Genomic DNA, 22,807 nt, shown 5'->3' on the forward strand with positions numbered 1-22,807 from the left:
CGTGTCAGACGTCCGGGCCCCTCGCGCGCGCAGCCGCCACGAAAGCGGACCGGAACCCTTTGGAGGGTTCCTACAAGAGCGACGGCCCAGATGCCCTCCGGAGGCCGTTTCCGTGGTGGGGACCACACTGCCGCCCCGGGCACTTCCGCGGAAGTGCCCGGGCGTCAGCGCCAGAGGCCGCGGCCGCCGTCGAGGTCGGCGAGCGCGAGGGCGACCTGCAGCGTCCAGGCGCCGCGGGGGTCGGTGACCACCTGCCCGGTCAGCTCCGCGGCCCGCTTGAGCCGGTACCGGACGGTGTTCGGGTGCACGAACAGCGCCCGCGCGCTGGCCTCCAGGTTGCCGCCGCCGGCGAGCACCGCGCGCACCGTCTCCAGCACCTCGCCGCCGGCCTCGCGCAACGGCAGCACCAGCCGCTCGGCCAGCGCGGCCCGGGCCAGCGGGTCGCCGTCGAGCGCGCGCTCGGGCAGCAGGGCGTCGGCGGCGACCGGCCGCGGCGCGCCGGGCCAGGCGCGGGCGGCCCGCAGCCCGGCGAGCGCGGCGGCGGCCGAGCCGCCGGCGGCGCTGAGCCGGTCGACGACGGGGCCGAGCACCACCGGGCCCGGGGCGAACTCCTCGCCCACCCGGCGGGCGGCCGCGGCCACGTCGTCGGCGCCGCCGAGGACGACGACCAGCTGCTCGGCGTGCACCCCGACGAGCACCTCGCAGCCCTGGGAGCGGGCGGCCCGGCGGACGGCGGCGTGCGTGTCGCCGTCGGCCGGGGCGGCGCCGACCAGCACGGTGACCGGCGCGGTCCCGGCCCAGCCCAGCGCCGCGGCGCGGCCGGGCAGCTCCTCGGTGCGCTCGCCGCGGACCAGGGCGTCGACGACGAGCGCCTCCAGCCGGGCGTCCCAGGCGCCGCGGTTCTCGGCGAAGCTCGCGTAGACGTGCGCGGTGGCGAAGGCGACCTCGCGGCTGAACTGCAGCACCGCCACGCGCAGCGCCACGACGTCGCCGGGCTCGGCCACCGACTCGACGTGGTCGTCCATCACCTCGACGGTGAGCTTGACCAGGTCGACGGTCTGCTTGAGCGGCACCGCGCGGACCAGGTCGCGCGGGGCGGCGCCGAACACCTCGCCGGTCAGCCGCGGCGGGCGGCCGGGGTTGCGGCACCACTCCACCAGCGAGGCGATGCCGGCCTGGGCGACGAGCATGACCCACGAGCGCTGGTCGGCGGGCATGGTGCGGAACCAGGGCAGGTCGTCGTCCATCCGGGCGACGGCGCGGGTGGCGATGGCCCCGGAGGCGCGCTCCAGCCGCCGCAGCGTCTCGGCGGACGGTGGGCGGTCGTGTCCCCGGTCGACCACGGCGGCCAGCGTGTCACGGCCGGCGGCGTCGGGGAGAGTGGGGGAGTGCTGCCCTCCGCCACCCGCCGGGTCCTGACCGCGATCGGGGGCGGGCTGGCCGTGCTGGGCGTGCTCGGCGCCGGTGTGGTCACCGACCTCCCCCCGCAGGTGCGCCTCGACGACGCGGTCAGCCGCGCGCTGTACGCCGGCGACGACCGCTCCCCGCTCGTCGGCGGGCTGCTGGAGGTCCTCACCACCCCGGGCGTGACCTGGTTCCGCGTGCTGGTGTTCCTGCCGGTGCTGGTCTGGCTGGTCGGGCGGCGGGCGTGGCGCACCGTGCTGTGGGTGGTCGTGGCGATCACCGGCGTCGGCCCGCTCACGACCGCGCTCAAGGACCTCGCCGGCCGCGCCCGCCCGGCGTACGAGAACGGCGGCCTGCACTACGAGGGGCTGAGCTACCCCAGCGGGCACTCCTCCGGCATCGCCACGCTGGTCACCGTCGCGCTCGTCCTCGCCTGGCCGAGGCTGACCGCGGGCGGGCGCCGGGCGGCGGTGGCGGCCGGGGTGGCGCTGGCCGTGCTGGTCGGCCTCACCCGCGTGTGGCTGGGCGTGCACTACCCCTCCGACGTCGTCGGCGGGCTGGCGCTGGGGGTGGCGTGGTCGCTGGCCGTGGCGTGGGTGCTCGGCGGGCTGCCGGGCGGGGCCGGCGCGCTGCCGGAGCGCACGGCGGAGGGGGTCCGCGCGTGACCGGGCCCGTGGGGCAGACCCTCCTCGAGCCGGGCGACGGCTCGCTGGGCCCGCTGCTGCGGGTCACCCTCGACCGGCTCGGGCCCGGTGCCGGCTACGGGGTGCACGCGCACCGCGCCGTCGACGTCGTGGTGATCGTGCTGGCCGGGTCGCTCGCCCACCGCTGGGGAGACGGCGCGGAGCTGGGCGCCGGGGACGTCGGCGTGCTGCGCGCCGGGCGCGGCCTCGACCACGACGAGGTCGCCGGACCCGCGGGCGCGCGGGTGCTGCAGAGCCACCTCCGGGCGGCCGACCCGGGCGCGGCGCCGGCCCACGAGGTGCTGCCGGCCCCGCGCGGCTGGGTCGACCTCGGCCGCCCCGACGCCCGGCTGTGGCTGGGTCCGGACGACGACGGCGCGGCGGTGCCCGACGGCGTCGTGCTGCGCCCGGGCGGGGGGACGGTCGTCGTCTGGCAGGTCGACGCCGCCCGCCCCGCCTGGGCGACCTGACCGGGGCCCTCCGGCGAGAGGGCCCCGGTCGGCGGGTCAGGGAGCGCAGAGCTCCGGCGGGACGCTGGCGTTGCAGGTGTTGTCCTCGAACTCGACGTCGCCCACGTCCCCCAGCGGGCCGAAGCCCGTCGCGCTCAGCAGGACGTCGACGGGGACGTTGCCGGTGATCGTGTTCTGGACGACCTGGATGTCGTCGGCGGGACCGGGGTCGATGCCGAGCGGGTTGTTGAACGGCGGCAGCGTCACGAGGACGACCCCGCCGGCGGGGAACTGCAGCGACGCGGGGTCGACCGACGGGACGTTGTCGTGGATCTGGTTCCGCTTCACCGACACCGAGTCCGCGTTCACCACGCCCACGCCGGTCCCGGAGACGCGCAGCGACGCCTCGACGTCGCCGACGCCGGCGAGGCAGAACCGGTCGTTGCCGGTCACCTCGTTGTGCTCGATCTGCCAGTCGCCGCCCTCGACCTGCCGCGTGGCGTCGGGGATCTCGGTGAGGGCGTCGTCGAAGACGAGGACGCCGACGCAGTTGCCGGCCACGTAGTTGTTCCGGATGGCGCCGCTGCGGGACTCCCGGGCGAAGATGCCCAGGTTGTAGCCCTGGACGTCGTTGGCCACGACGTCGGCGTAGGACAGGTCGGAGTCGGTGATCCCGATGCCGGCCGTGCCGCTGTTGGGCGACTCGGGCGTGCCGCGGTCGAGCCCCTGCAGGATGTTCCGGGAGATCCGCGTGTGGGTGGAGTCGGCGGCGAGGATGCCGAAGCGCTCGTGGGCGTGCCCTGCGGTCTTGCGCACCCGGAAGCCGTCGGCGCCCCAGGCGGCGATGCCGTTGGCCGGGTGGTTCCAGGTGGACAGGTCGCGCACCCGGACCGGCCCGTCCGGGTTCAGGAAGAACAGGCCGGAGACGTCGTCGGCGAGCGTGTCGGGGTCGGACTCCGGGTCGGCCTCGTTCTGGGCCTCCCAGCAGGGGGTCGACGCCACGTCCGGCAGCTGGTCGGGGGTCGTCCACTCGTCCCAGACGATGCGGGTGCCGTCGTCTCCGCGCCCGGCGCCGACGATGGTCAGGCCCTTGCCGGCGACGCAGACGGCCTCGTGGTACTCGCCCGCCTCGATCCTGATCGTGTCGCCGGACTGCGCCGCGTCGACGGCCGCCTGGATGGACTCGCCCTCGTGGACGACCCAGGTGTCGCCTCCGCCCGAGCCCCCGCCCCCGTCGGCGGCGGCGAGGCCGGCCGGCAGGGCGGTGAAGGCGAGGACGGCCGACGCGGTGATCGTCAGCCCGCGGGTGAGGCCCGGTGTCCGCAGGGGTCCGGCTGTGCACGGGTGCTGCATGTGTCCTCCCGGTGGGGACGCGCCCGAGGGCCCGGGTGCGCACCGCAACGATGGGGAGAAGTGACGAACGGGGCCAGCGACACGACAGAGGCGGGTGTGACCTCATACCCGGGTCGTGTGCTATTCCGACCCGGGTCGTGCCTCGCGGACGGACGCACCCTCCCCTCGCCGCGGCGCGCGGGGGAGGCGTCGGGCACACTGCCCGCGCCGCCCCCTTCCCCGATCCTCGCGAGGAGCACCGCTTCCATGACCACCAGTGACGGCCGCGAGGACCTCCTCGCCGGCCTGACCTTCCCGCCCGGCTTCGTCTTCGGTGCCGCCACCGCGGCCTACCAGATCGAGGGCGCGGTGCACGAGGACGGCCGGGGGCCGTCGATCTGGGACACCTTCAGCCACACCCCGGGCCGCGTCGAGCGCGGCGACACCGGCGACGTCGCCTGCGACCACTACCACCGGTACCGCGACGACGTGGCGCTGATGGGCGACCTCGGGCTGTCGGCGTACCGGTTCTCGGTGGCGTGGCCGCGGGTGCTCCCCGAGGGCGCCGGCCGGGTGGAGCAGCGCGGGCTGGACTTCTACCGGCGGCTGGTCGACGAGCTGCTCGGCGCGGGCATCGACCCGTGGCTGACGCTCTACCACTGGGACCTGCCGCAGGCGCTGCAGGACCGCGGCGGCTGGACCGACCGGGACACCGCCGCCCGCTTCGCCGACTACGCCGCCGTCGTCGTCGACGCGCTCGGGGACCGGGTGCGGCACTGGTCGACGCTCAACGAGCCGATGGTCAGCTCCCTGCTCGGCCACATGGCCGGGGTGCACGCCCCCGGCGTGCAGGACCCGGTCGCGGCCTCCCGCGCCGTGCACCACCTGCTGCTCGGGCACGGCCTGGCCGCGGGCCGGCTGCGCGAGGCCGGCGTCGGCTCGCTGGGCATCACGCTCAACTTCACCCCGATGCACCCGGCCACCGACTCGCCCGCCGACCGCGACGCCGCCCGCCGCCTCGACGGCCAGCAGAACCGCATGTTCCTCGAGCCGGTCGTCTCCGGCGCCTACCCCGCCGACGTGGTCGAGGACCTCGCCGCCGCCGGTGCGCCGCTGCCGGTGCAGGACGGCGACCTGCAGGCCATCGCCGCGCCGCTGGACTGGCTGGGCGTGAACTACTACTTCGAGGAGACCGTGCGGGCCGGGGAGCGGCCGGCCGACAAGCCGCCCACGTCCTTCATCGGCGGCGAGCAGGTCGTCGAGCTCGATCCCGAGGGGCCGACGACCACCATGGGCTGGGGCATCAGCCCCGGGGCGTTCACCGACCTGCTGCTGTGGCTCGGGGAGAAGGCGCCGGGCCTGCCGCTGGTGGTCACGGAGAACGGCTCGGCCTGGGACGACGAGGTCGACGCCGAGGGCGCGGTGCGCGACCCGCAGCGGGTCGACTTCCTGCTGCGCCACCTGGCCGCCGTGGGCTCGGCGATCGAGCGGGGCGCGCCGGTCCGGGGCTACTTCGCCTGGTCGCTGCTGGACAACTTCGAGTGGGCCCGCGGCTACGGGCAGCGCTTCGGCCTGGTGCACGTGGACTACGACACCCAGCGGCGGACGGTGAAGGACAGCGGCCGCGTCTACGCCGACGTGCTGCGCCGCCACCGCGACCGCGGCTGACGGGCGCTCAGACCAGCGCGACGACGTCGGCCGCGCAGCCCCAGGAGAGGGTGATCCCCGCGCCGCCGTGGCCGTAGCAGGCCACGACCGGCCGGCCCGCCCGCTCGATCCGCTCGAGCCGCACGGTGGGCCGGCCGGGCCGCAGCCCGACCGCCCGGGACAGCACCGGCGCGTCGCGCAGTTCCGGCACCAGCGCCCGGGCCCGCGCGAGGACGGCGGCCTCGACGTCGGGGTCGGGGTCGGTGCCCGTGGCGCCCTCGACGGCGGTGCCGCCGCAGACGACGTCGCGCCCGCGGGGCACCACGTAGGTCAGCCCTGCGGGCCCGTCCTCGTCGAGCACCCAGCCGGTGAGGCCCGGGTCGGCGAGGCGCACCACCTGCCCCTGCACCGGGACGCCGGTGTCGTCGCCGAGGAGCGGGCCCGAGGCCAGCCCCGCGGCCACGACGACCGCGTCGCCGGGCACGTCCTCGACCCGAGCGACCCCCTCGCGGACGACCTCCACCCCGGCGGAGCGGGCGATGTCGGCCAGCCAGGGCAGGTAGCGGCCGGTGTCGACCACCGGCAGCGTGCAGCGGGTGCCGGCGGCGACCCCGGGCGGGAGCTCCCCCGGGGTCGCCGGGCGGACGCCGGGCACGCCCGGTGCCCACCACAGGTCCGGCTCGGGCGTGCGGTGCACCACGGTGCCCGGCCGCAGGGTCACCCCCGTGACCGGGTTGCCGGCGAGCGCGGTGAAGGCGGTGCGGGAGACCGCACCCCAGCGCAGCACCGCGTCGGCCGGCGCCGCCCGGTAGGGGAACCACAGCGCCGCGGCCACCGCCGAGGTCGTCGCCTCCGGTGGGTCGGCGGCGTGCAGCCGCACCCGGTGGCCGGCCTGGGCCAGCTCCAGGGCGCAGGTCAGGCCGACCACCCCGCCGCCGACGACGGCCACCTCGCGGCGGCCGCCGTCAGCGGCCCCCGTGCAGGGCCCCGCCGCGAGCTCGCGAGTGGTGGGGGGCACGGGGGTCCTTCGTCAGGTGGCGGGGCTGGGGTCCGAGCGCTCGTCGGCGGGCGCGGCCTGCACGTCGCGGACGCGGTACCGCTCCACCGCCTCGCGCACCTTCGCGCGGTCGATCTCGCCGCGGTCGGCCAGCGCGCCGAGGGTGCGGACGACGATCGACTCGGCGTCGACGTGGAAGTGCCGCCGCAGCGCCGGGCGGGTGTCGGACAGGCCGAACCCGTCGGTGCCCAGCGTCGCCATCCCGCCGGGGACGTAGGGCGCGATGAGGTCGGGCACCGACCGCATCCAGTCCGAGACCGCGACGACGGGGCCGTCGGCGCCCTGCAGCCGCTGGGTCACGTAGGGGACCTGCGGTTCCTCCTCCGGGTGCAGGAAGTTGCGCTCGCTGACCTCGTCGGCCTGGCGGCGCAGCTCGGTCCAGGAGGTCACCGACCACACGTCGGCCGACACGCCCCAGTCCTCGCGCAGCAGCTCCTGCGCGCGCAGCGCCCACGGCACCGCCACCCCGCTGGCCAGCACCTGCGCCCGGGGGCCCTCGCCGTGGCCGGGCGCGTACAGGTACATGCCGGCCAGCAGGCCCTGCACGTCGAGGCCCTCGGGCTCGGCCGGCTGGTTGTAGGGCTCGTTGTAGACGGTCAGGTAGTACATGACGTCGGGGCTGCGGTGCCCGCCCAGCGGCGCACCCGGGTCCTCGCCGTACATGCGCACCAGCGCGTCGCGGGTGATGTGCCCGACCTCGTAGGAGAACGCCGGGTCGTAGGACACCACCGCCGGGTTGGTGTGCGCCAGCAGCAGCGAGTGGCCGTCCTCGTGCTGCAGGCCCTCGCCGTTGAGCGTCGTCCGCCCGGCGGTCGCGCCCAGGACGAAGCCGCGGGTCATCTGGTCCGAGGCCGCCCAGAACGAGTCGCCGGTCCGCTGGAACCCGAACATCGAGTAGAAGATGTAGATCGGGATCATCGGCTCGCCGTGCGTGGCGTACGAGGTGCCGGCGGCGGTGAACGACGCCGTGGACCCGGCCTCGTTGATGCCCTCGTGCAGGATCTGGCCCTGCTCGGACTCCTTGTAGGCCAGCATCAGCTCGCGGTCGACCGAGGTGTAGCGCTGCCCGCCCGGGTTGTAGATCTTCTGCGACGGGAAGAGGGAGTCCATCCCGAAGGTGCGGGCCTCGTCGGGGATGATCGGCACGAAGCGCGGGCCGAGCTCCTTGTCCTTGAGCAGCTCCTTGAGCAGGCGGACGAACGCCATCGTCGTCGCCACCTCCTGCTTGCCCGAGCCGCGCCGCAGGACGTCGAGGGCCTTGTCGTCGGGCGCCTTGAGGGTCTTGAACTCCGCCCGCCGCCGCGGCACCGCACCACCCAGGGCCCGCCGCCGCTCGAGCATGTACTGCATCTCGTCGGAGTCCGGCTCGGGCTTGTAGTAGGGCGGCAGGGTCTTGTCCAGCGCCTCGTCGGGGATGGGCAGGTAGAGCCGGTCGCGGAAGGCGGCGAGGTCCTCGGCGGTCAGCTTCTTCATCTGGTGGGTGGAGTTGCGGCCCTCGAAGTGGCTGCCCAGCGTCCAGCCCTTGATGGTCTTGGCGAGGATGACCGTGGGCTGGCCCTTGTGCTCCACCGCCGCCTTGAACGCCGCGTAGACCTTGCGGTAGTCGTGCCCGCCGCGGGAGAGGTCCCAGACCTCCTTGTCGCTCATGTTCTCCACGAGCCTGCGGGTGCGCGGGTCGCGGCCGAAGAAGTGCTCGCGCACGTAGGCGCCGTCCTCGGCCTTGTAGGTCTGGTAGTCGCCGTCGGGCGTGGAGTTCATCAGGTTGACCAGCGCGCCGTCGCGGTCGGCGGCCAGCAGCCGGTCCCACTCCCGGCCCCAGATCACCTTGATGACGTTCCAGCCGGCGCCGCGGAAGAAGGACTCCAGCTCCTGGATGACCTTGCCGTTGCCGCGCACCGGGCCGTCGAGGCGCTGCAGGTTGCAGTTGACGACGAAGGTGAGGTTGTCCAGCTCCTCGCGGGCGGCCAGGCCGATCAGGCCCAGCGACTCCGGCTCGTCCATCTCGCCGTCGCCGAGGAAGGCCCAGACGTGCTGGTCGGAGGTGTCCTTGATGCCGCGGCTGTGCAGGTAGCGGTTGAAGCGCGCCTGGTAGATCGCGTTCATCGGGCCCAGGCCCATGGAGACGCTGGGGAACTCCCAGAAGTCCGGCATCAGCCGCGGGTGGGGGTAGGACGACAGCCCGCCCCCGGGGTGGCTGACCTCCTGCCGGAAGCCGTCGAGCTGGTGCTCGCTGAGCCGGCCCTCGAGGTAGGCGCGGGCGTAGATGCCGGGGGAGGCGTGCCCCTGGAACCAGATCTGGTCGCCGCCGCCGGGGTGGTCCTTGCCGCGGAAGAAGTGGTTGAAGCCGACCTCGTAGAGCGAGGCCGACGACGCGTAGGAGGAGATGTGGCCGCCGACGGCGATCCCCGGCCGCTGCGCGCGGTGGACCATGATCGCGGCGTTCCACCGGATGTAGGCGCGGATCCGCCGCTCGGTGTCCTCGTCGCCGGGGAAGTACGGCTCGCGCTCGGGCGGGATCGTGTTGATGTAGTCGGTGCTGCGGAGGGCCGGGACGCCGACCTGCTGCTCACGGCTGCGCTGCAGCATCTTGAGCATGAGGTAGCGGGCGCGCCCGCGGCCTGCGTGCTCGACGACGCTGTCGAGCGACTCCACCCACTCCTGGGTCTCGTCGGGATCGGTGTCGACCAGCTGACTGGGGAGCCCGTCGGTGATGACCGCGCGGGGCTGGCCGGCGTCGCGGGTGGGGTCGCCACCCTGCTGCGGTGAGCTCATGCCCCCATCGTCTCGCGTCCGGCGCCCCGGCGTCACGCGAGGAGCCCAGGTCGATCCCCGCGCGGGCGCACGGAGGGCCCGCGCGCCCACCCGCGGACCGCTTGCGCCTGACCAGGCATGCCCTACGCTCCTGCCCACGCGGACCGACGCCGTCGGCGCCGCACGTCCGGGTTCGAGGGGGGTGACATGACCAGGCTGCGGGTGCCCTCCCCGCCGGTCGTGTCCGCCGTCGGCCCGTGCCGTCCCCCCGCGCCGGAGAGCCGGCGTCGCGTGCCCGCCGTCTCCCGGCCGGCACCCCACGGAGCACCGGAGGAACAGCAGGGATGAGCGTCGACTCGGGCAGCGCCAGCATGGCGGCCCGGCTGGGCATCAAGCCGGGCATGGTCGTGCAGGAGCTCGGCTGGGACGAGGACGCCGACGAGGACCTGCGCGACTCCATCGTGGAGGCCTGCGGCAGCGACATGGTCGACGAGGACACCGACGAGGTGGCCGACGTCGTCCTGCTGTGGTGGCGCGAGGACGACGGCGACCTCGTCGACGCGCTGGTCGACGCGATCGCCTCGCTGGCCGACGACGGCGTCGTCTGGCTGCTGGTGCCCAAGTCCGGGCGCCCCGGCCACGTCGAGCCCGGCGACGTCACCGAGGCCGCGCCCACCGCCGGCCTCGCGCAGACCAGCAGCATCTCCGCGGCCAAGGACTGGTCGGGCATCCGGCTGGTCACCCCGAAGACGGCCCGCACCCGCCGGTGAAGGACCCCCTCGCCCCCCACCCCTCGCGAGCTCGGGGCGGGGCCCTGCGAGGGGGCCGTTCCAGCACCTCACCTCGTGGGGCACGATCGGGCGCATGAGCCTCTCCGTCGGCGACGTCGCGCCCGACTTCAGCCTGCCCGACCAGGACCGCCAGGTCGTCTCCCTCGCCGAGCTGCGGGGCCGGCCGGTGCTGGTCGTCTTCTACCCGTTCGCCTTCTCCGGCATCTGCACCGGTGAGCTGTGCCAGCTGCGCGACGAGATCGCCACCTACACCGGCGCCGGCGTGACGGTGCTCGCGATCAGCACCGACCCGGTGTTCAGCCTCAAGGCGTTCAAGGCGCAGGAGGGCCTGGACTTCCCGCTGCTGTCGGACTTCTGGCCGCACGGCGCGACCGCGCAGGCCTACGGCGTGTTCAACGACAAGGCCGGCATGGCGCTGCGCGGCACGTTCCTGGTCGACGCCGAGGGGAAGATCGCCTTCGCCGAGGTCAACTCGCCCGGTGACGCGCGCGAGCAGTCCGGCTGGAAGGACGCCGTCGCCAGGCTCGCCGCCTAGTCTGGGCGAGCGGGGCGCGTAGCTCAGCGGGAGAGCTCTCGCCTTACAAGCGAGCGGTCGCCGGTTCGATCCCGGCCGCGCCCACCTCTGCGGAGCAGGATCGGCGGAGCCGTCGTCGCGGGACGCCGGCAGACTGCCGGTCTGCGCCATGGTGGTCGGCGTGACGGAGCCGCCCGCCTGGAGGGACCAGTACGCCCGGGAGCTGTTCACCTACGAGCAGCTCGTGGCGCGCAGCAGCCAGAGCGACGCGGTGCCGTGGCTGGTCCCGGCCCTCGCGCTCACCGCCCAGGCCGTCCTGCTCGGCACGGCCCTGGACCCCGACCGCGAACCGTGGCCGACGACCGTCGCCTGCGCCGTGGGGGTGCTGATCACGGCCCTGGCCTGGCAGCTGATGGGTCGCCACCGGTACCACTCCGAGCTGGACCGCGCGGAGATGCTGCGCCTGGAGGCCGAGCTCGGCCTGCGCCCCATCTCCGACCGGGGGGCGCAGGCGGCCCGCCTCGTGGCCGTGCGTCCGCCCCGGCTGGGTTCGCTGAGCAGCTTCCGGGTCTGGCGGGTGGGCCTCCTGCTCGTCGCGGTCGTCGACGTCCTCGTCGCGGTGACCGTCTGGTGGCAGCCCCGTTCCCTCGTGGAGTGGCGGGTCACCGCGGCGGTGGTCGCCGTGGGACTGCTGGCCGCGCTCGTCTGGCTCGGGGTCCGCGTCGTGGGGACGCGATCCCGGGCCTGACCCGCGCCGTCGAGTGGTCGGCCGTCGTGGTCACGGGCGCCCGGAGACCACGGAGGACGACCGGTCGGGGAGCCGGGTGCCTCCCGTCAGGCGGCGGCGGCCGGGCGGAAGGTGAACTCGGGGACGTCCGGGCGCGGGAACGCCGGCCGCAGCGCCAGCGGGGAGCGGAACGGGCGCCAGGTGCCCTCGGGCTGGGCGAGCCGGTCGGCCACCGCGTAGATGACCGCCGGGTTGTGGCCCATGCCCAGGTGGCTGGCGTGGACGGCGATGTTCTCCGCGTGCGGCGAGAGCCGGTCCAGGCACGCCTGCCAGGCGACGATCCCGTCCTGGTGGGAGTAGATCGACGTCGAGGGCACCTGCAGGGGGGTCGCCTCGCTCTGCAGCGGCAGGGTCCGCCGCTCCACGTGCAGGTGCGAGTAGCGCTCGAAGACCCGGTGTGCGCGGGTCTGGGTGTCGGCCTGCAGCGCGAACGGGCTGCCGAGGGTGATCACCTGGCGGACGGCGTCGGGGGTCTTGCGGGCGAGGTCGCGGGCGAAGATGCCGCCGAGGCTCTGGCCGACGAGGCTGACCGGCCGGCCGTAGCGGTCGCCGAGGTCCTCGATGCGCCGGGCCATGCCCTCGACGCACTCCGCGGTCGGCCCGATGTTGCGGCCCAGGCGCCAGCCGTGCACGCGGTAGCCGAGCCGGCGCAGCACGCGGCGCAGGGTGGTCGTGGACATGTCGTCGGCCATCAGGCCGGGCAGCACGAGCACCGGGTGCCCGTCGCCGACCGGCAGGCGGGGGAGCAGCGGGCGGGCCGCGAGGTAGAGGCCGTAGTCGGCGACCGCGCGGCCCACCTCGGTGAGGTACAGCGGGAGGCCGGGACCCTCGAACTGCTGTCGTGACACGTCGTCCTCCTCGCCGGCAGCCCCGTTGCCGCCGAACGGGGCGGTACCACTCTGGGGCTCCCGTCACACCTGACTGTTCCGGCGCGCGGCAGCAGCAGCGTGCCGAGTGTGGCGCACACCACACCGGTCGCAGGGGTCTCACCTGCACGGCGCGCGAGGCCGGCCGGGCCGTGGAACCGTACGGTCGGCGGCGCGCGTGGCACCGACGACAGCAGGAGGACGGCGAGTGGAGCACCCCGGGACGAGCAGGACGGTCGACCTCGGCGGTCCGGTGCACGTCGTGGACTACGGCGGTACCGACGGCGGCCCCGCCGTCGTCCTGGTGCACGGGCTGGGCGGCTCCCACGGCAACTGGGACCTGCTCGCCCCGCTGCTGACGCCGTCGGCCCGGGTGTGGGCGCTGGACCTGCCCGGTTTCGGCCGCAGCGAGCCCGGTGACCGCCGCGCCACCGTGCCGGCCAACGTCGCGGTGCTGCGGCGGTTCCTGCGCGAGGTGGTCGGCGAGCCGGCGGTGCTCGTGGGCAATTCGATGGGCGGGATGATCTCGCTGTTCACCGCGGCGTCCGCTCCCGACGCCGTCCGGGCGCTGGTGCTGCTCGACCCGGCGCTGCCCGGCGGCCGACGTCGGCTGGACCCGCTGGTGGCGGCCACCTTCGCGCTCTACGCCCTCCCGGGGATCGGCGAGCGGGTGCTGTCCCTGCGGCGGGCCCGCCAGACGCCGCTCACCCGCGTCCGCGCGATGCTGCAGCTCGTCGGCGTCGACCCCGACGAGCTGCCCGCCCCGGTGGTCGACCGCGCCGTCGCCCTGCTCGAGCAGCGCGACGACGTCGTCGGCATGGACCGCGCGTTCCTCACCGCGGCCCGCTCGCTGCTGGGCATCCTGATCCGCCCGCAGCGCTACCGGGACGCGATGGCCCGGGTGGGCGCCCCGGTGCTGCTGGTGCAGGGCGACCAGGACCGGCTGGTGCCGGTGTCGGCCGCACGGGAGGTCGCCGCCGCGAACCCCGCCTGGCGGTACGAGGAGCTGGCCGGCGTCGGGCACGTGCCGCAGCTGCAGGTGCCCGAGCGCCTGGCCGACCTCGTGCTGGCGTGGCTGGCGGAGTCCGCCGTCAGCGGGAGCGCAGCTCGGTCTTGAGCACCTTCCCGCTGGGGCCCTTGGGCAGCTCGTCGATGACGACCACCTGCCGCGGGTACTTGTAGGCCGCCAGCCGCTCCTTGCAGAACGCGATGACCTCCTCCGGCTCGGCCGACGCCCCGGCCTTGAGGCTGACGAACGCCACGACCTCCTCACCCAGCCGCTCGTCGGGCCGGCCGATGACGGCGGCCTCGAGCACGGCCGGGTGGGCGTGCAGGACCTCCTCGATCTCGCGCGGGTAGACGTTGAACCCGCCGCGGATGACCAGGTCCTTCTTGCGGTCGACGATGTAGAAGAAGCCGTCGTCGTCCTGGTAGCCGAGGTCGCCGGTGTGGAACCAGCCGCCGCGCATGGCCTCGGCGGTGGCCTCCGGGCGGCCGAGGTAGCCCTTCATGATGTTGTGCCCGCGCAGCACGATCTCACCGACGTGGTCCGGGCCGGTCGGCAGCGGCGCGTCGTCGGGGTCGACGACGCGGACCTCGCAGCCCCACAGGCGCTTGCCGATCGACATGACCCGGCGCTCCTCGGCGCTGCGGTTGAACGTGGCGACCGCGCAGGTCTCCGACAGCCCGTAGCCCTCGAGCACCGTGGCGGCGTAGGCGGCCTCGAAGCCCTTGATGACCTCGCCGGGGATGGAGGCGCCACCGGAGACGCAGATCCGCAGGCTGGACACGTCTCGGCCGGTGAGGTCGGCGTGCATGAGGGCCACGAACATCGTCGGCACGCCGCAGAACACCGTGACCCGGTGCTGCTCCATCGCGTCGAGCACCGCGCCGACCTCGAAGCGGGGCACCAGCACGAGGGTCGCCGCCGAGCGGACGGCGCAGTTCATGACGCTGGACAGGCCGAAGACGTGGAACAGCGGCAGCACCGCCATGGCGACGTCGTCGTCGCGGTAGGCGAACGTCTCGGCCGCCACCGAGGCGGCCATGTAGGTCTGGAAGTGGGTGAGCTCGGCGCCCTTCGGGCGGCCGGTCGTGCCGCTGGTGTAGATGACCACCGCGGTGTCCTCGGGGGACATCTGCTCGACGTCGGCCGGGTCGGCGCCCTCGCCGTCGGCCACCAGGGCGTCGAAGGGCGTGGTGTCGGCCGGCAGCGCGTCCGCCGGCGCGCCGGGTGAGGGGACGACGTACACGCGGACGTCGCCGGCCTCGGCCGCGCCCTTGACCGCCTCGTCGGCGAACGCGTCGAAGGTGATCAGCGCCTTCGCCCCGCTGTCGCTGAGGTGGTAGGCGACCTCCGGCGCCTTGAGCAGCGGGTTGAGCGGCACGAGCGTCAGCCCGGCCTTGAGCGCACCGAAGTAGGCGAGCACGAACTGCGGGACGTTCGGCAGCTGCAGCGCCACCGAGTCGCCCCGGCGCAGCCCGGCCGCGCGCAGGCCCGCCGCGACCTGCCCCGACAGGACGTCGACCTGCCGGTAGGAGAGCCGCAGCGGGCCCATGAGCAGCATCGGCTTGTCGGGGTGGGTGAGGGCGGACTCGCGCAGGATGGTGGCGAGGTTGAAGCTCATGGCCGCTCCTGGGCTGTGACGGGGGTTGCACCCGGTCCAGTACCGCGACCTGCCCGGCTCAACCCTGCGCGAGCGCCACCACCTCGTCGAGACTCGCCTGCAGGTCGGCCACCAGCCCGGCCGGGTCCGTGACGGCGGCCGCGTCGAGGTTCATCCCGATGCAGCACTGCCCCTCGTGCGACAGCAGGGTGATCATCGCCGCGCACCCGGGCAGCGGGCCGAACGGGTACATCCGGTCGATGCGCGAGCCGGCGATGTAGACCGGGTGGGTCACCCCCGGCACGTTGGACACCTGGACGTCGTTGGCGCTGGTCAGCTGCCCGGAGACGGCGCCGATCACCGGGGCGGGCAGCCAGCTCAGCGTCGGGGCGAGCAGGTCGTTGAGCACGCTGGAGCTCGCGTCGCCGCGCACCGACATGACGAACTCGCGGATCGCCCGGATGCGGACGGCGGGGTCGGCCTCGTCCAGCGGCGCCGGGAAGCGGGCGCCGGTGAACCGGTTGCCGCCCTCGGGTGCGTCCTGGGCGCGCAGGCTGATCGGGATGCCGACCGCCAGCGTGCCCAGCGGTGCGCCGTGCCGCTGGTGGTAGCGGCGGAACCCGCCGATCACCGCGGCGAGGTAGCCGTCGTTGAGCGAGCCCCCGGCGGCCTTGGCGCCGGCCTTGAGGTCGGCCAGCGGCACCTCGAGCACCTCCAGGTGCCAGCCGCCGCCGCGCGGGGTGAGCAGCGTCGAGCCCGGCCCGGGCGGGGCGAGGGTGCGGCCGGCCGAGCGCGCCGAGCCCAGCGCGGAGCTGACCAGGTCCCACGGCCGGGCGCCGGCGGTCAGCGCGCCGACCCCGCGGCGCAGCACCGCCATCGGCGCCGAGCGGGCGGTCCCGACGAGCTGCTCGGTGAGCAGGCCGGTGCGCGAGACGCTGTCGTCGGGGAGGGGGACCGGCGGCTCGGGGCGCGCCGGGTCGTGCTCGGCGGTGCGGCTGTGCAGCCGGCTCATCAGCTGCACCGCGCCGAGCCCGTCGGTGGTGCTGTGGTGGGTCTTGACCACGTAGCCGGCGCGCCCGTCGGAGAGCCCCTCGACCAGCATCGCCTGCCACAGCGGCCGGTCGCGGTCCAGCGGCGCGGAGACGAACTCCCCGACGACGTCGAGCAGCTGCCGCATCGAGCCGGGCTCCTCGAGCCGGACCCGCCGCACGTGCGCGTCGAGGTCGAGTTCGGGCACGGTGACCCAGCGCGGCGTGCCGATGCCCAGCGCCGGCTCCACCACCCGCTGGCGCATCCGCGGCACCATCCGGGAGGCCCACTCGTGGGCGTTGCGCAGCCGCTCCCAGTCGGGGGCGGGGTCGAGCAGCTCCAGCAGCGCGACGTTGGCGCGCAGCCGCGGGTCGGCCACCTCCGCGCGCCACATCGCCGTCTCCAGGGGGTTCATCTCCGGGGCGCTGCCCCAGGCCAGCGGCGGCGCGGGCACCGGGCTGGGCTCGCCGGCGGTCGGCTCCTCGCTGACCACCGGACGCTCACCGCGACCGCCCCAGTTGGCCAGGGTGCGCAGGTACTGGTCGTGCACCTCGGCGACCCGCTCGTCGAGCTCCTCGACGGTCCAGCCGTCGGTCGACACCGGCGGCAGCACCCGCACCTGGACGACGCCCGGGTGGATCACCGAGGCGCCCCGCCACATGAGCTCGCCGGTGTTGCGCAGCACGATCGGCACGATCGGGACGCCGGCCTGCACCGCGACGTGGAAGGCGCCCTTCTTGAACGGGCCGAGGGTCGGGGTGGCCGAGCGGGTGCCCTCGGGGGCGACGACCAGCGAGATGCCCTCGCGCAGCCGCTCCACCGCGGGCTCGAGCGCCCTGCGCGCCTGCGCGGGGTCGCCGCGGTCGACGAAGGCGACGTCGGCGAGGCGGAAGGCCAGCCCGAAGCCCGGGGTGCGGGCGAGCTCCTTCTTGGCCACGCCGGTGAAGCCGCCGCGCAGCAGCTTGGCCAGCACCAGGACGTCGAGCTGGCTCTGGTGGTTGAACAGGAACACCGCCGGCCGGGTGGCCAGGTGCTCGGCGCCCTGGACGTCGACCCGGACGCCGGCCAGCGCGCTGCCTAGTTCACCCGCGAGGGTGATGCCGAGGTCGACCGCCTCGCGGCGGGAGCCGCCGAGCGCGCCCACGGCCACGCCGGTGGCGAAGCCGCCGATCATGCCGCCGAGGCCCGCGACGGTGCGGGCGACGTCGACCGGCGAGGCGCTGCCGCGGCGGCGGAAGCGGGCCACCGGCCAGGAGTAGTGCCGGGCGGCGGCGGCCAGCCCGCGGCCGGGGTTGAGCGCGCGGCCGCGCCCGACCGTGCGCAGGAAGGGCACGTCCTCGTCGCCGTTGGAGTAGGCGTAGCTCTGCAGCAGGTCGATGCCGTGCTCCTCGGCGAAGGCACGCACCGCGGCGGCCTTGCCCGTGCGCCACAGCAGCGGCCCGCCCGGGCGCCCGGTACACACGCCGTCGACGATCTCGACGGGGGAGACCAGCACGTGCTCCACGCCGAGGGCGCGCGCGGCCGGCTCGACCTGGAAGCGGGTGGCCGAGGAGGCCAGGACGACGGTGTGCCCGGCGTTGAGGTGCGCGGTGACCAGGCGCCAGGCCTCCGGGTACAGCGACCCGGCGATGCCCTGCACGAACAGCCGCTCGCCGAGCTCGACCAGCTCGTCCTCGCTGCGGCCGGCCCAGGCGCGCATGCCGGTGATCGTGAACCGCTCGAAGTCCTCCTCGGTGGTGACCCCGCGCAGCCCGGACAGCAGCAGCTGGCCCAGCGCGTTCGGCGTCACCTCCAGCGAGCGCAGGTGGTGGCGGGCGAAGGCGGCCAGCGAGTAGCCGTCGATGACGGTGCCGTCGAAGTCGAAGAACGCGCCGACGCGCGGCCCGGGGGGCGCGGCCTCGACGTCGGCGATCAGCTGCTCCTCGGTCCAGACGCTGCTCCGGGCCATCGCCGCGGCGTTCTCGCGCAACCCGCCGGTCGGCGTCTCCTGGTCGGCCGTCACGGCTCCACCCCCACGTTCTCCCGCCGCGCCGCGGCGTCCAACTCGTCGATCACTCCTACTCGGCCGACGACGTCGCGGACTTGAGCGGCCCACTCCTGCCGGCGGCGGGCCAGGTCCTCCCGGCCGGGGTCGACGAGGTCGAGGTTGGCGGCCAGCTGCAGCGCGCTGCCGAACAGCTCGCGCGAGAGCGACTCCGGCCCGTGCAGCCGGCCCTGCAGCAGCATCTGCTGGCCCACGCCGCTGCACTCGGCGAGGAACTCCGCCTGCACCACCGGCGTGCGCGGGTCGCGGGCGGCCAGCCGCTCGGCCACGACCAGCTGCGCGTCGACGAAGGAGCGCAGCACCCGGTGGGCGAACAGCAGCGGCGCCGCGCACAGCACCGCGCGGCCATCGGCGGTCTCCCAGTGCGGGTCCAGCCGCTCCAGCTCGGCGGTCAGCCGCTCGCGGTAGGGCTCGCGCTCGGGGAAGAAGAACTCGAACTTCAGCAGGTCGCGCAGCCGGAACGCCTCGTCCCAGCGGTCGACCGGGTCGCGGAGCATCACCAGCTCGGCGATGGCCCGGTCGACGACGTGGTGGATGGCGCTGTTGCGGTAGAAGGCGGCCACCAGGTGCTGGCCGCGCTCGATGGCGTAGACCGGCTCCTCGCCGCCCTCGTAGACGGTGACCACGCCCTGCTGGGCGAGGGCGCCGAGCACCCGCTTCACGCCCGAGGCGGTGGCCAGCGCGGCGCCGGAGTGCGGGCGGCCGGTCTCGGTGAGGTAGGCCAGCAGCGGCTCGAGGACCCGCTGCACCTGGCCGAGGGTGAGCGCGCGGTCGCGGACGCCCAGCAGCGCCAGGGTGACCAGCGCCGTCGCCGTCGCGGGGGTGACCGAGTTGATGCCGACGGCGACCTGGAAGGCGACCTTCTGCAGGGTCAGCCGGCGCGCGTCGGGGTCGGCCGGGTCGGCACCGTTGCGGAGCGCCGCCGCCAGCGACAGCGGCTCGGCGAACCCGACGTGCACCGTGCCCAGCGGGGTGCGCACCTGCTCGCGGATGTAGGAGGCCATCCACGACAGCCCCTCGCCGCGCTTGGCGGCGCCGCCCTGCTCGGCGGCCATCCCGGTGACCTCGCGCAGCTGGTCGTAGGTGATCGACACGGGGACGACGTAGGCGTCCTCGACCCGGCCGCGCTCGACGGCGTCGGCGACGTAGCGCAGCAACCCGTGACGGGGCGGGCGCAGCTTGCCGGTGCGGGTGCGCCCGCCCTCCATGTACCACTCGAGGTTGAAGCGCTTGGCCAGCAGGAAGGCGAAGTACTCGCGGACGGCGAGCTTGTAGACCTGGTCGTCGCCGAAGCTGCGCCGGATGAACACCAGCCCCGCGCGCTTGGCCACGGGCCCGACCGGCCAGAACCGCAGGTTGTCCCCGCCGAGCACGTGGTTGCGCGGGAAGTCGTGCGCGGCGAGCACGTCGGCGAGGACCAGCGGGTCGACGTAGGAGCGGTGGCTGGGCAGGAACACCAGCGGGTGGCGCCGGTTGAGCTCGCGCAGGTCGTCGAGGCGGGCGGTGTCGGCCTGCACGTCCCAGGCGCGGGCGTGCACCGGCCGCAGGAAGGCGGTGAACAGCTCGACGGCCATCGGGTCCATCGCCGCGACCAGTCCGCCGAGGTCCTCGACCGCCTCGGCGTAGACCTCCTCCTCGGGCCGCTGGAGGCGCTCGGCGAGGGCGGCCACCTCGCCGCGGAACTCGGGGCTGTACTGGATCGCCTCGGCGACGTGGCGGGGCACCTTGGCCCGGTCGCCGACCACCTGCCGCTCGGCGCGGTCGAGGGCCAGCTCCGCCTGGCGGGCGATGAAGGCCGGCAGCGCGCCGCTGCCGTCCCACCGCCGGGTCAGCTCGGCGACGGTGGCGGGCTCGGCGACCACCACCCGGGCGCGGTCGGGGTCGCGGCGCAGCGCCGCGGCCTGCAGCGCGGCCGGGGGGCGGCGCAGCAGGGAGGGCCGGGCGTCGTGCAGCCGGCCGCGCCGGCTGCGCCCGGGGGCGGAGCCGGCGGGACGGCGCGGGGTCCACGCCACCCGGACCGCGGTGACGACGGTGTCGGGGGAGGCGGCGGCGAGCGCGTCGTGCAGGGCGGCGCCCCGCAGCGGCAGCACGGTCGCCCGGTCGCCGTCGGCGGGCAGCGCCCCGGCCACCAGCCGCCGCTCCACGTCGCTGGTCACGTCGGCCAGGACGATGGTCGGGACGTCGACGTCCACCAGCTCGCTCATGGGCACCTCTCTCCGGGGTTCCTCCCGGCCTGCTCGGGCTGCTGCCGGGCTCCCGGCCGGCGCTTGCGCCGCGGGACGCCGAGCCTGCCGGTCCGGCGTCGCGCGGGGAAGCTCACCCCGAGCGCAGGGTGGCGCGCAGCGCCTCCAGGCCGGTGTAGCGCGGCTGCCAGCCCAGCTGCTCGCGGGCCTTGGTCGTGTCCATGATGGCCGGGTGGCTGGCCGCCTCGACCCACTCGGCCGCCGGCGGCAGGAACGGCAGCCGCGACACCGCCCGCGCGGCCAGCTGCGCCGGCGCGGCCGGCAGGGGCAGCGGCAGCGCGCCGTACTCGCGGGCGACGTCGGCGGCGGTCAGCACGCCGTCGCCGGCGATGTTGTAGGCCCCGGGCGGGCCGGCGGCGACGACGCACTGCAGCAGCGCCTGGCCGACGTCGTCCTCGTGGATGAACTGCAGCGGCAGGGCCGGCACCGCGAGCGGCACCGGCACCGGCAGCCGCCGGGTGCTCTGCTCGGCCAGCCAGCGCCCCAGCGGGGCCAGCGGGCCGGGCAGCAGGTCCTTGGCGCCCACGGTGTGCGGGCCGAGCACCACCGGCGGGCGCAGCAGGTACAGCGCCAGCTCCGGGTGTGCCCGCGCCTCGGTCTGCAGCAGCTGCTCGAGCTCGGCCTTCTCCTGCGCGTAGAACAGCCGCGACGCCGGCCGCACCGGCCACTCCTCGGTCATCCCGACCGGGTTGTCCCGGTGGAAGCCGTAGGCGGCCAGGGAGGAGGCGTAGACGAAGCGGCGCGCCCCGGCCGCCGCGGCGGCGCGGAAGGCGTTGAGCGTGCCGTCGACGTTGATGGCCCGGGTCGTCTGGCGGGAGGCGTTGCCGGTGATGAGGAACGCCAGGTGCACGACGACGTCGGCGCCGGCGAACGCCTCGCGCAGCGCCTCGGTGTCGCGGACGTCGCCCTGCCGGTACTCCATCTTCGTCCAGCCGCGGGCGGCCGGGTCGAAGGGACGGCGGGCGATGCCGACCACCCGGCGCACGCGGTCGTCGGCCTGCAGCAGCGGGACCAGCCCCTCGCCGAAGGTGCCGGTGGGGCCGGTGACGGCGACGGTCAGGTCGGTCTGGGGAGCGGTCACGCCGGTTCCGCTACCCGGCCCCTCCGGCGGCGAACCCGCTCACCGGGCCGCCGCGGCCGGCTGGTCCTTCGCCAGGGCGACCAGCTCCTCGATGCCCCGGCAGATGCCCTCGGACAGCACGTCGACGTCGGGGAAGGCGTCGAAGTCGGCGTTGATGCCGAAGGTCATCCGGTCGAGGTAGCTGAAGATCCCGATGGAGACGCGGGTGCCGCCGGCGATCGGCACGTACGGGTGCGACGAGACCATCCGCCGGCCGAGCACGTACAGCGGCACGCGGGGGCCGGGCACGTTGGTGGTGACCGCCTGGCACCAGAACTGCCCCGCCTGCATGGAGGCCCGCACCCCGAGGGCGAGCAGCGTGGGCGCGGTGTAGTCGCCCATGGCGATGATCGAGCGGGCGTCGACGGCCTGCATCGTCCGCTTGTACTCGTCCATCTGCCGCCGGACGAGCGCCAGCCGCTCCGCCGGGTCGGGCTCGCCCACGGGCAGGTCGACGAAGACCGCCGTCACCTGGTTGTTCAGCGCGCCGCGCTCGTTCTCCTTGCGCACTGAGATCGGCACCATCGTGCGCACGACGGTGTCGGCGCCCAGCGCCCCGCGGCCCTGCAGCAGGTCGCGGAAGCCCCGGGTGATCGCGGTCAGCACGACGTCGTTGACCGTGCCGCCCAGGGCCGTGCGGGCCGCGGCGAGGTCGGCGAACTCGGCGTCGGCCCACGCCCACCGGCGGTGCGGCCCGATCGGCCCGGTCAGCGTGCGGGCCAGCGGGGTGAGCGCCTGCCGGGCCAGCGCGGGCAGGCTGGCCGCGGCCGCGCGGGTGCTCCGCACCAGGCTCCGCGCCCCGGAGCCGACCGCCTCGGGACCGGGCAGCGCGGTGAGCTGGCGCAGCGGCGCGGTGACCGTCTCGGCCACGGCGCCGGCGGCCATGGCCAGCCCCGAGGGGGTGCGCTGCGGCGTCCAGTCCGCCGGCGCCGGGTGCTCGGCGGCCGGGTCGAGGTCGAACATCACCTGCATCAGGTCGGTGCCGGCGACGCCGTCGACCATGCAGTGGTGGACCTTGGAGATCAGCGCCCAGCGGTCGTCCTCGAGGCCCTCGACCAGCCACACCTCCCACAGCGGCTTGGCCATGTCCAGCCGCTGGCCGAGCACCCGCCCGGCCAGGTTGCGCAGCTGCTCCCGGCCGCCCGGCTTCGGCACGGCGGTGTGCCGCACGTGGTAGAGGATCTGGAAGTGCGGGTCGTCGACCCACAGCGGCCGGCCCAGGCCGAGCGGCACCTCGCGCACCCGCTGCCGGTAGCGCGGGACCAGGGGCAGCTTGCTCAGCAGCAGCCGCACCAGGTCGCCGTAGGACGGCGCCGGGCCCTCGAACACCGACACCGAGCCCACGTGCAGCGGCGCGTTCTCGGTCTCGGCGTAGTAGAAGCCGGCGTCGGTGGCGCTCAGGCGGTCCACGGGTCTCTCCTCGGCTCGACGAGACGGTTGCGTCCGGTTCCTGTCCAGCGGACCGGGCCGCGACACACGGTCGT

General features: G+C 75.3%; 17 protein-coding genes and 1 tRNA gene. 8 read left to right on the forward strand and 10 right to left on the reverse strand.

Annotated features, from left to right (window positions below):
- Positions 1-164 precede the first annotated feature (164 nt).
- Positions 165-1,343, reverse strand: a complete 1,179-nt coding sequence (locus tag ACI8AD_RS09260; RefSeq protein ID WP_456870239.1) for a PucR family transcriptional regulator — start codon at positions 1,341-1,343, stop codon at positions 165-167.
- Positions 1,344-1,388: 45 nt separating this feature from the next.
- On the opposite strand from ACI8AD_RS09260, the gene ACI8AD_RS09265 reads away from it, so the two are divergent.
- The gene (locus tag ACI8AD_RS09265; RefSeq protein WP_456870240.1) at positions 1,389-2,069 is read left to right on the forward strand and encodes a phosphatase PAP2 family protein; all 681 of its coding nucleotides are present in this window, start codon (positions 1,389-1,391) and stop codon (positions 2,067-2,069) included.
- Positions 2,066-2,557 (forward strand): pirin family protein, encoded by a 492-nt coding sequence (locus ACI8AD_RS09270; protein WP_456870241.1) that lies wholly within the window; start codon positions 2,066-2,068, stop codon positions 2,555-2,557. Before ACI8AD_RS09265 ends, ACI8AD_RS09270 begins: the two co-directional genes overlap by 4 nt.
- 36 nt (positions 2,558-2,593) lie before the next feature.
- On the opposite strand, the gene ACI8AD_RS09275 is transcribed toward ACI8AD_RS09270, so the two are convergent.
- Positions 2,594-3,889 (reverse strand): right-handed parallel beta-helix repeat-containing protein, encoded by a 1,296-nt coding sequence (locus tag ACI8AD_RS09275; RefSeq protein WP_456870242.1) that lies wholly within the window; start codon positions 3,887-3,889, stop codon positions 2,594-2,596.
- A gap of 246 nt (positions 3,890-4,135) precedes the next feature.
- Between ACI8AD_RS09275 and ACI8AD_RS09280 the strand changes: the two genes are divergently transcribed.
- Entirely contained in the window at positions 4,136-5,536 is a 1,401-nt protein-coding gene (locus ACI8AD_RS09280) for a GH1 family beta-glucosidase (RefSeq protein WP_456870243.1), read from the forward strand.
- A 7-nt stretch (positions 5,537-5,543) separates the two neighbouring features.
- Here ACI8AD_RS09280 and ACI8AD_RS09285 read toward each other — a convergent pair whose 3' ends face one another.
- Both ACI8AD_RS09285 and aceE read right to left on the reverse strand, forming a co-directional pair.
- Positions 5,544-6,533, reverse strand: a complete 990-nt coding sequence (locus ACI8AD_RS09285; RefSeq protein ID WP_456870244.1) for an FAD-dependent oxidoreductase — start codon at positions 6,531-6,533, stop codon at positions 5,544-5,546.
- A gap of 12 nt (positions 6,534-6,545) precedes the next feature.
- Positions 6,546-9,344, reverse strand: coding sequence for a pyruvate dehydrogenase (acetyl-transferring), homodimeric type (aceE, locus tag ACI8AD_RS09290; RefSeq protein ID WP_456870245.1), 2,799 nt, complete (start codon positions 9,342-9,344; stop codon positions 6,546-6,548).
- A 323-nt stretch (positions 9,345-9,667) separates the two neighbouring features.
- On the opposite strand from aceE, the gene ACI8AD_RS09295 reads away from it, so the two are divergent.
- The 4 genes from ACI8AD_RS09295 (at position 9,668) to ACI8AD_RS09310 (ending at position 11,376) form a co-directional block, all read left to right on the forward strand.
- Positions 9,668-10,093: a DUF3052 domain-containing protein gene (locus tag ACI8AD_RS09295; protein WP_089403097.1), complete on the forward strand. Its 426-nt coding sequence runs from the start codon at positions 9,668-9,670 to the stop codon at positions 10,091-10,093.
- A gap of 94 nt (positions 10,094-10,187) precedes the next feature.
- Complete coding sequence (locus ACI8AD_RS09300) at positions 10,188-10,649, forward strand: peroxiredoxin (protein WP_456870246.1); 462 nt, start codon at positions 10,188-10,190, stop codon at positions 10,647-10,649.
- 12 nt (positions 10,650-10,661) lie between these two features.
- Positions 10,662-10,733 (forward strand) — tRNA-Val (locus tag ACI8AD_RS09305).
- A 76-nt stretch (positions 10,734-10,809) separates the two neighbouring features.
- Positions 10,810-11,376 carry a hypothetical protein gene (locus ACI8AD_RS09310; RefSeq protein WP_456870247.1) on the forward strand — a complete coding sequence of 189 codons (567 nt, stop codon included), beginning with the start codon at positions 10,810-10,812 and terminating at the stop codon, positions 11,374-11,376.
- Positions 11,377-11,462: 86 nt separating this feature from the next.
- Here the strand turns inward: ACI8AD_RS09310 and ACI8AD_RS09315 are convergent, their stop codons facing one another.
- A complete protein-coding gene (locus ACI8AD_RS09315; protein WP_456870248.1) occupies positions 11,463-12,263 on the reverse strand; it encodes an esterase/lipase family protein in 801 nt (266 codons plus the stop codon).
- A gap of 226 nt (positions 12,264-12,489) precedes the next feature.
- Here ACI8AD_RS09315 and ACI8AD_RS09320 point away from each other — a divergent pair, with 226 nt between their 5' ends.
- Positions 12,490-13,398 (forward strand): alpha/beta fold hydrolase, encoded by a 909-nt coding sequence (locus tag ACI8AD_RS09320; protein WP_456870249.1) that lies wholly within the window; start codon positions 12,490-12,492, stop codon positions 13,396-13,398.
- Here ACI8AD_RS09320 and ACI8AD_RS09325 read toward each other — a convergent pair.
- The 5 genes from ACI8AD_RS09325 to ACI8AD_RS09345 form a co-directional block, all read right to left on the reverse strand.
- Positions 13,373-14,908 (reverse strand): long-chain-fatty-acid--CoA ligase, encoded by a 1,536-nt coding sequence (locus ACI8AD_RS09325; protein ID WP_456870250.1) that lies wholly within the window; start codon positions 14,906-14,908, stop codon positions 13,373-13,375. The two genes, ACI8AD_RS09320 and ACI8AD_RS09325, sit on opposite strands and share 26 nt — an antisense overlap.
- 58 nt (positions 14,909-14,966) lie before the next feature.
- Positions 14,967-17,918, reverse strand: a complete 2,952-nt coding sequence (locus ACI8AD_RS09330; protein ID WP_456870251.1) for a wax ester/triacylglycerol synthase family O-acyltransferase — start codon at positions 17,916-17,918, stop codon at positions 14,967-14,969.
- Positions 17,915-20,164 carry a glycerol-3-phosphate 1-O-acyltransferase gene (locus tag ACI8AD_RS09335; protein WP_456870252.1) on the reverse strand — a complete coding sequence of 750 codons (2,250 nt, stop codon included), beginning with the start codon at positions 20,162-20,164 and terminating at the stop codon, positions 17,915-17,917. The genes ACI8AD_RS09330 and ACI8AD_RS09335 overlap by 4 nt, the downstream gene beginning before the upstream one ends.
- A 112-nt stretch (positions 20,165-20,276) precedes the next feature.
- Positions 20,277-21,284 carry an NAD-dependent epimerase/dehydratase family protein gene (locus tag ACI8AD_RS09340; protein ID WP_456870253.1) on the reverse strand — a complete coding sequence of 336 codons (1,008 nt, stop codon included), beginning with the start codon at positions 21,282-21,284 and terminating at the stop codon, positions 20,277-20,279.
- Positions 21,285-21,323: 39 nt separating this feature from the next.
- Entirely contained in the window at positions 21,324-22,733 is a 1,410-nt protein-coding gene (locus ACI8AD_RS09345) for a WS/DGAT/MGAT family O-acyltransferase (protein WP_456870254.1), read from the reverse strand.
- Positions 22,734-22,807: the final 74 nt, after the last annotated feature.

Source organism: Geodermatophilus sp. SYSU D00766, assembly GCF_054049915.1.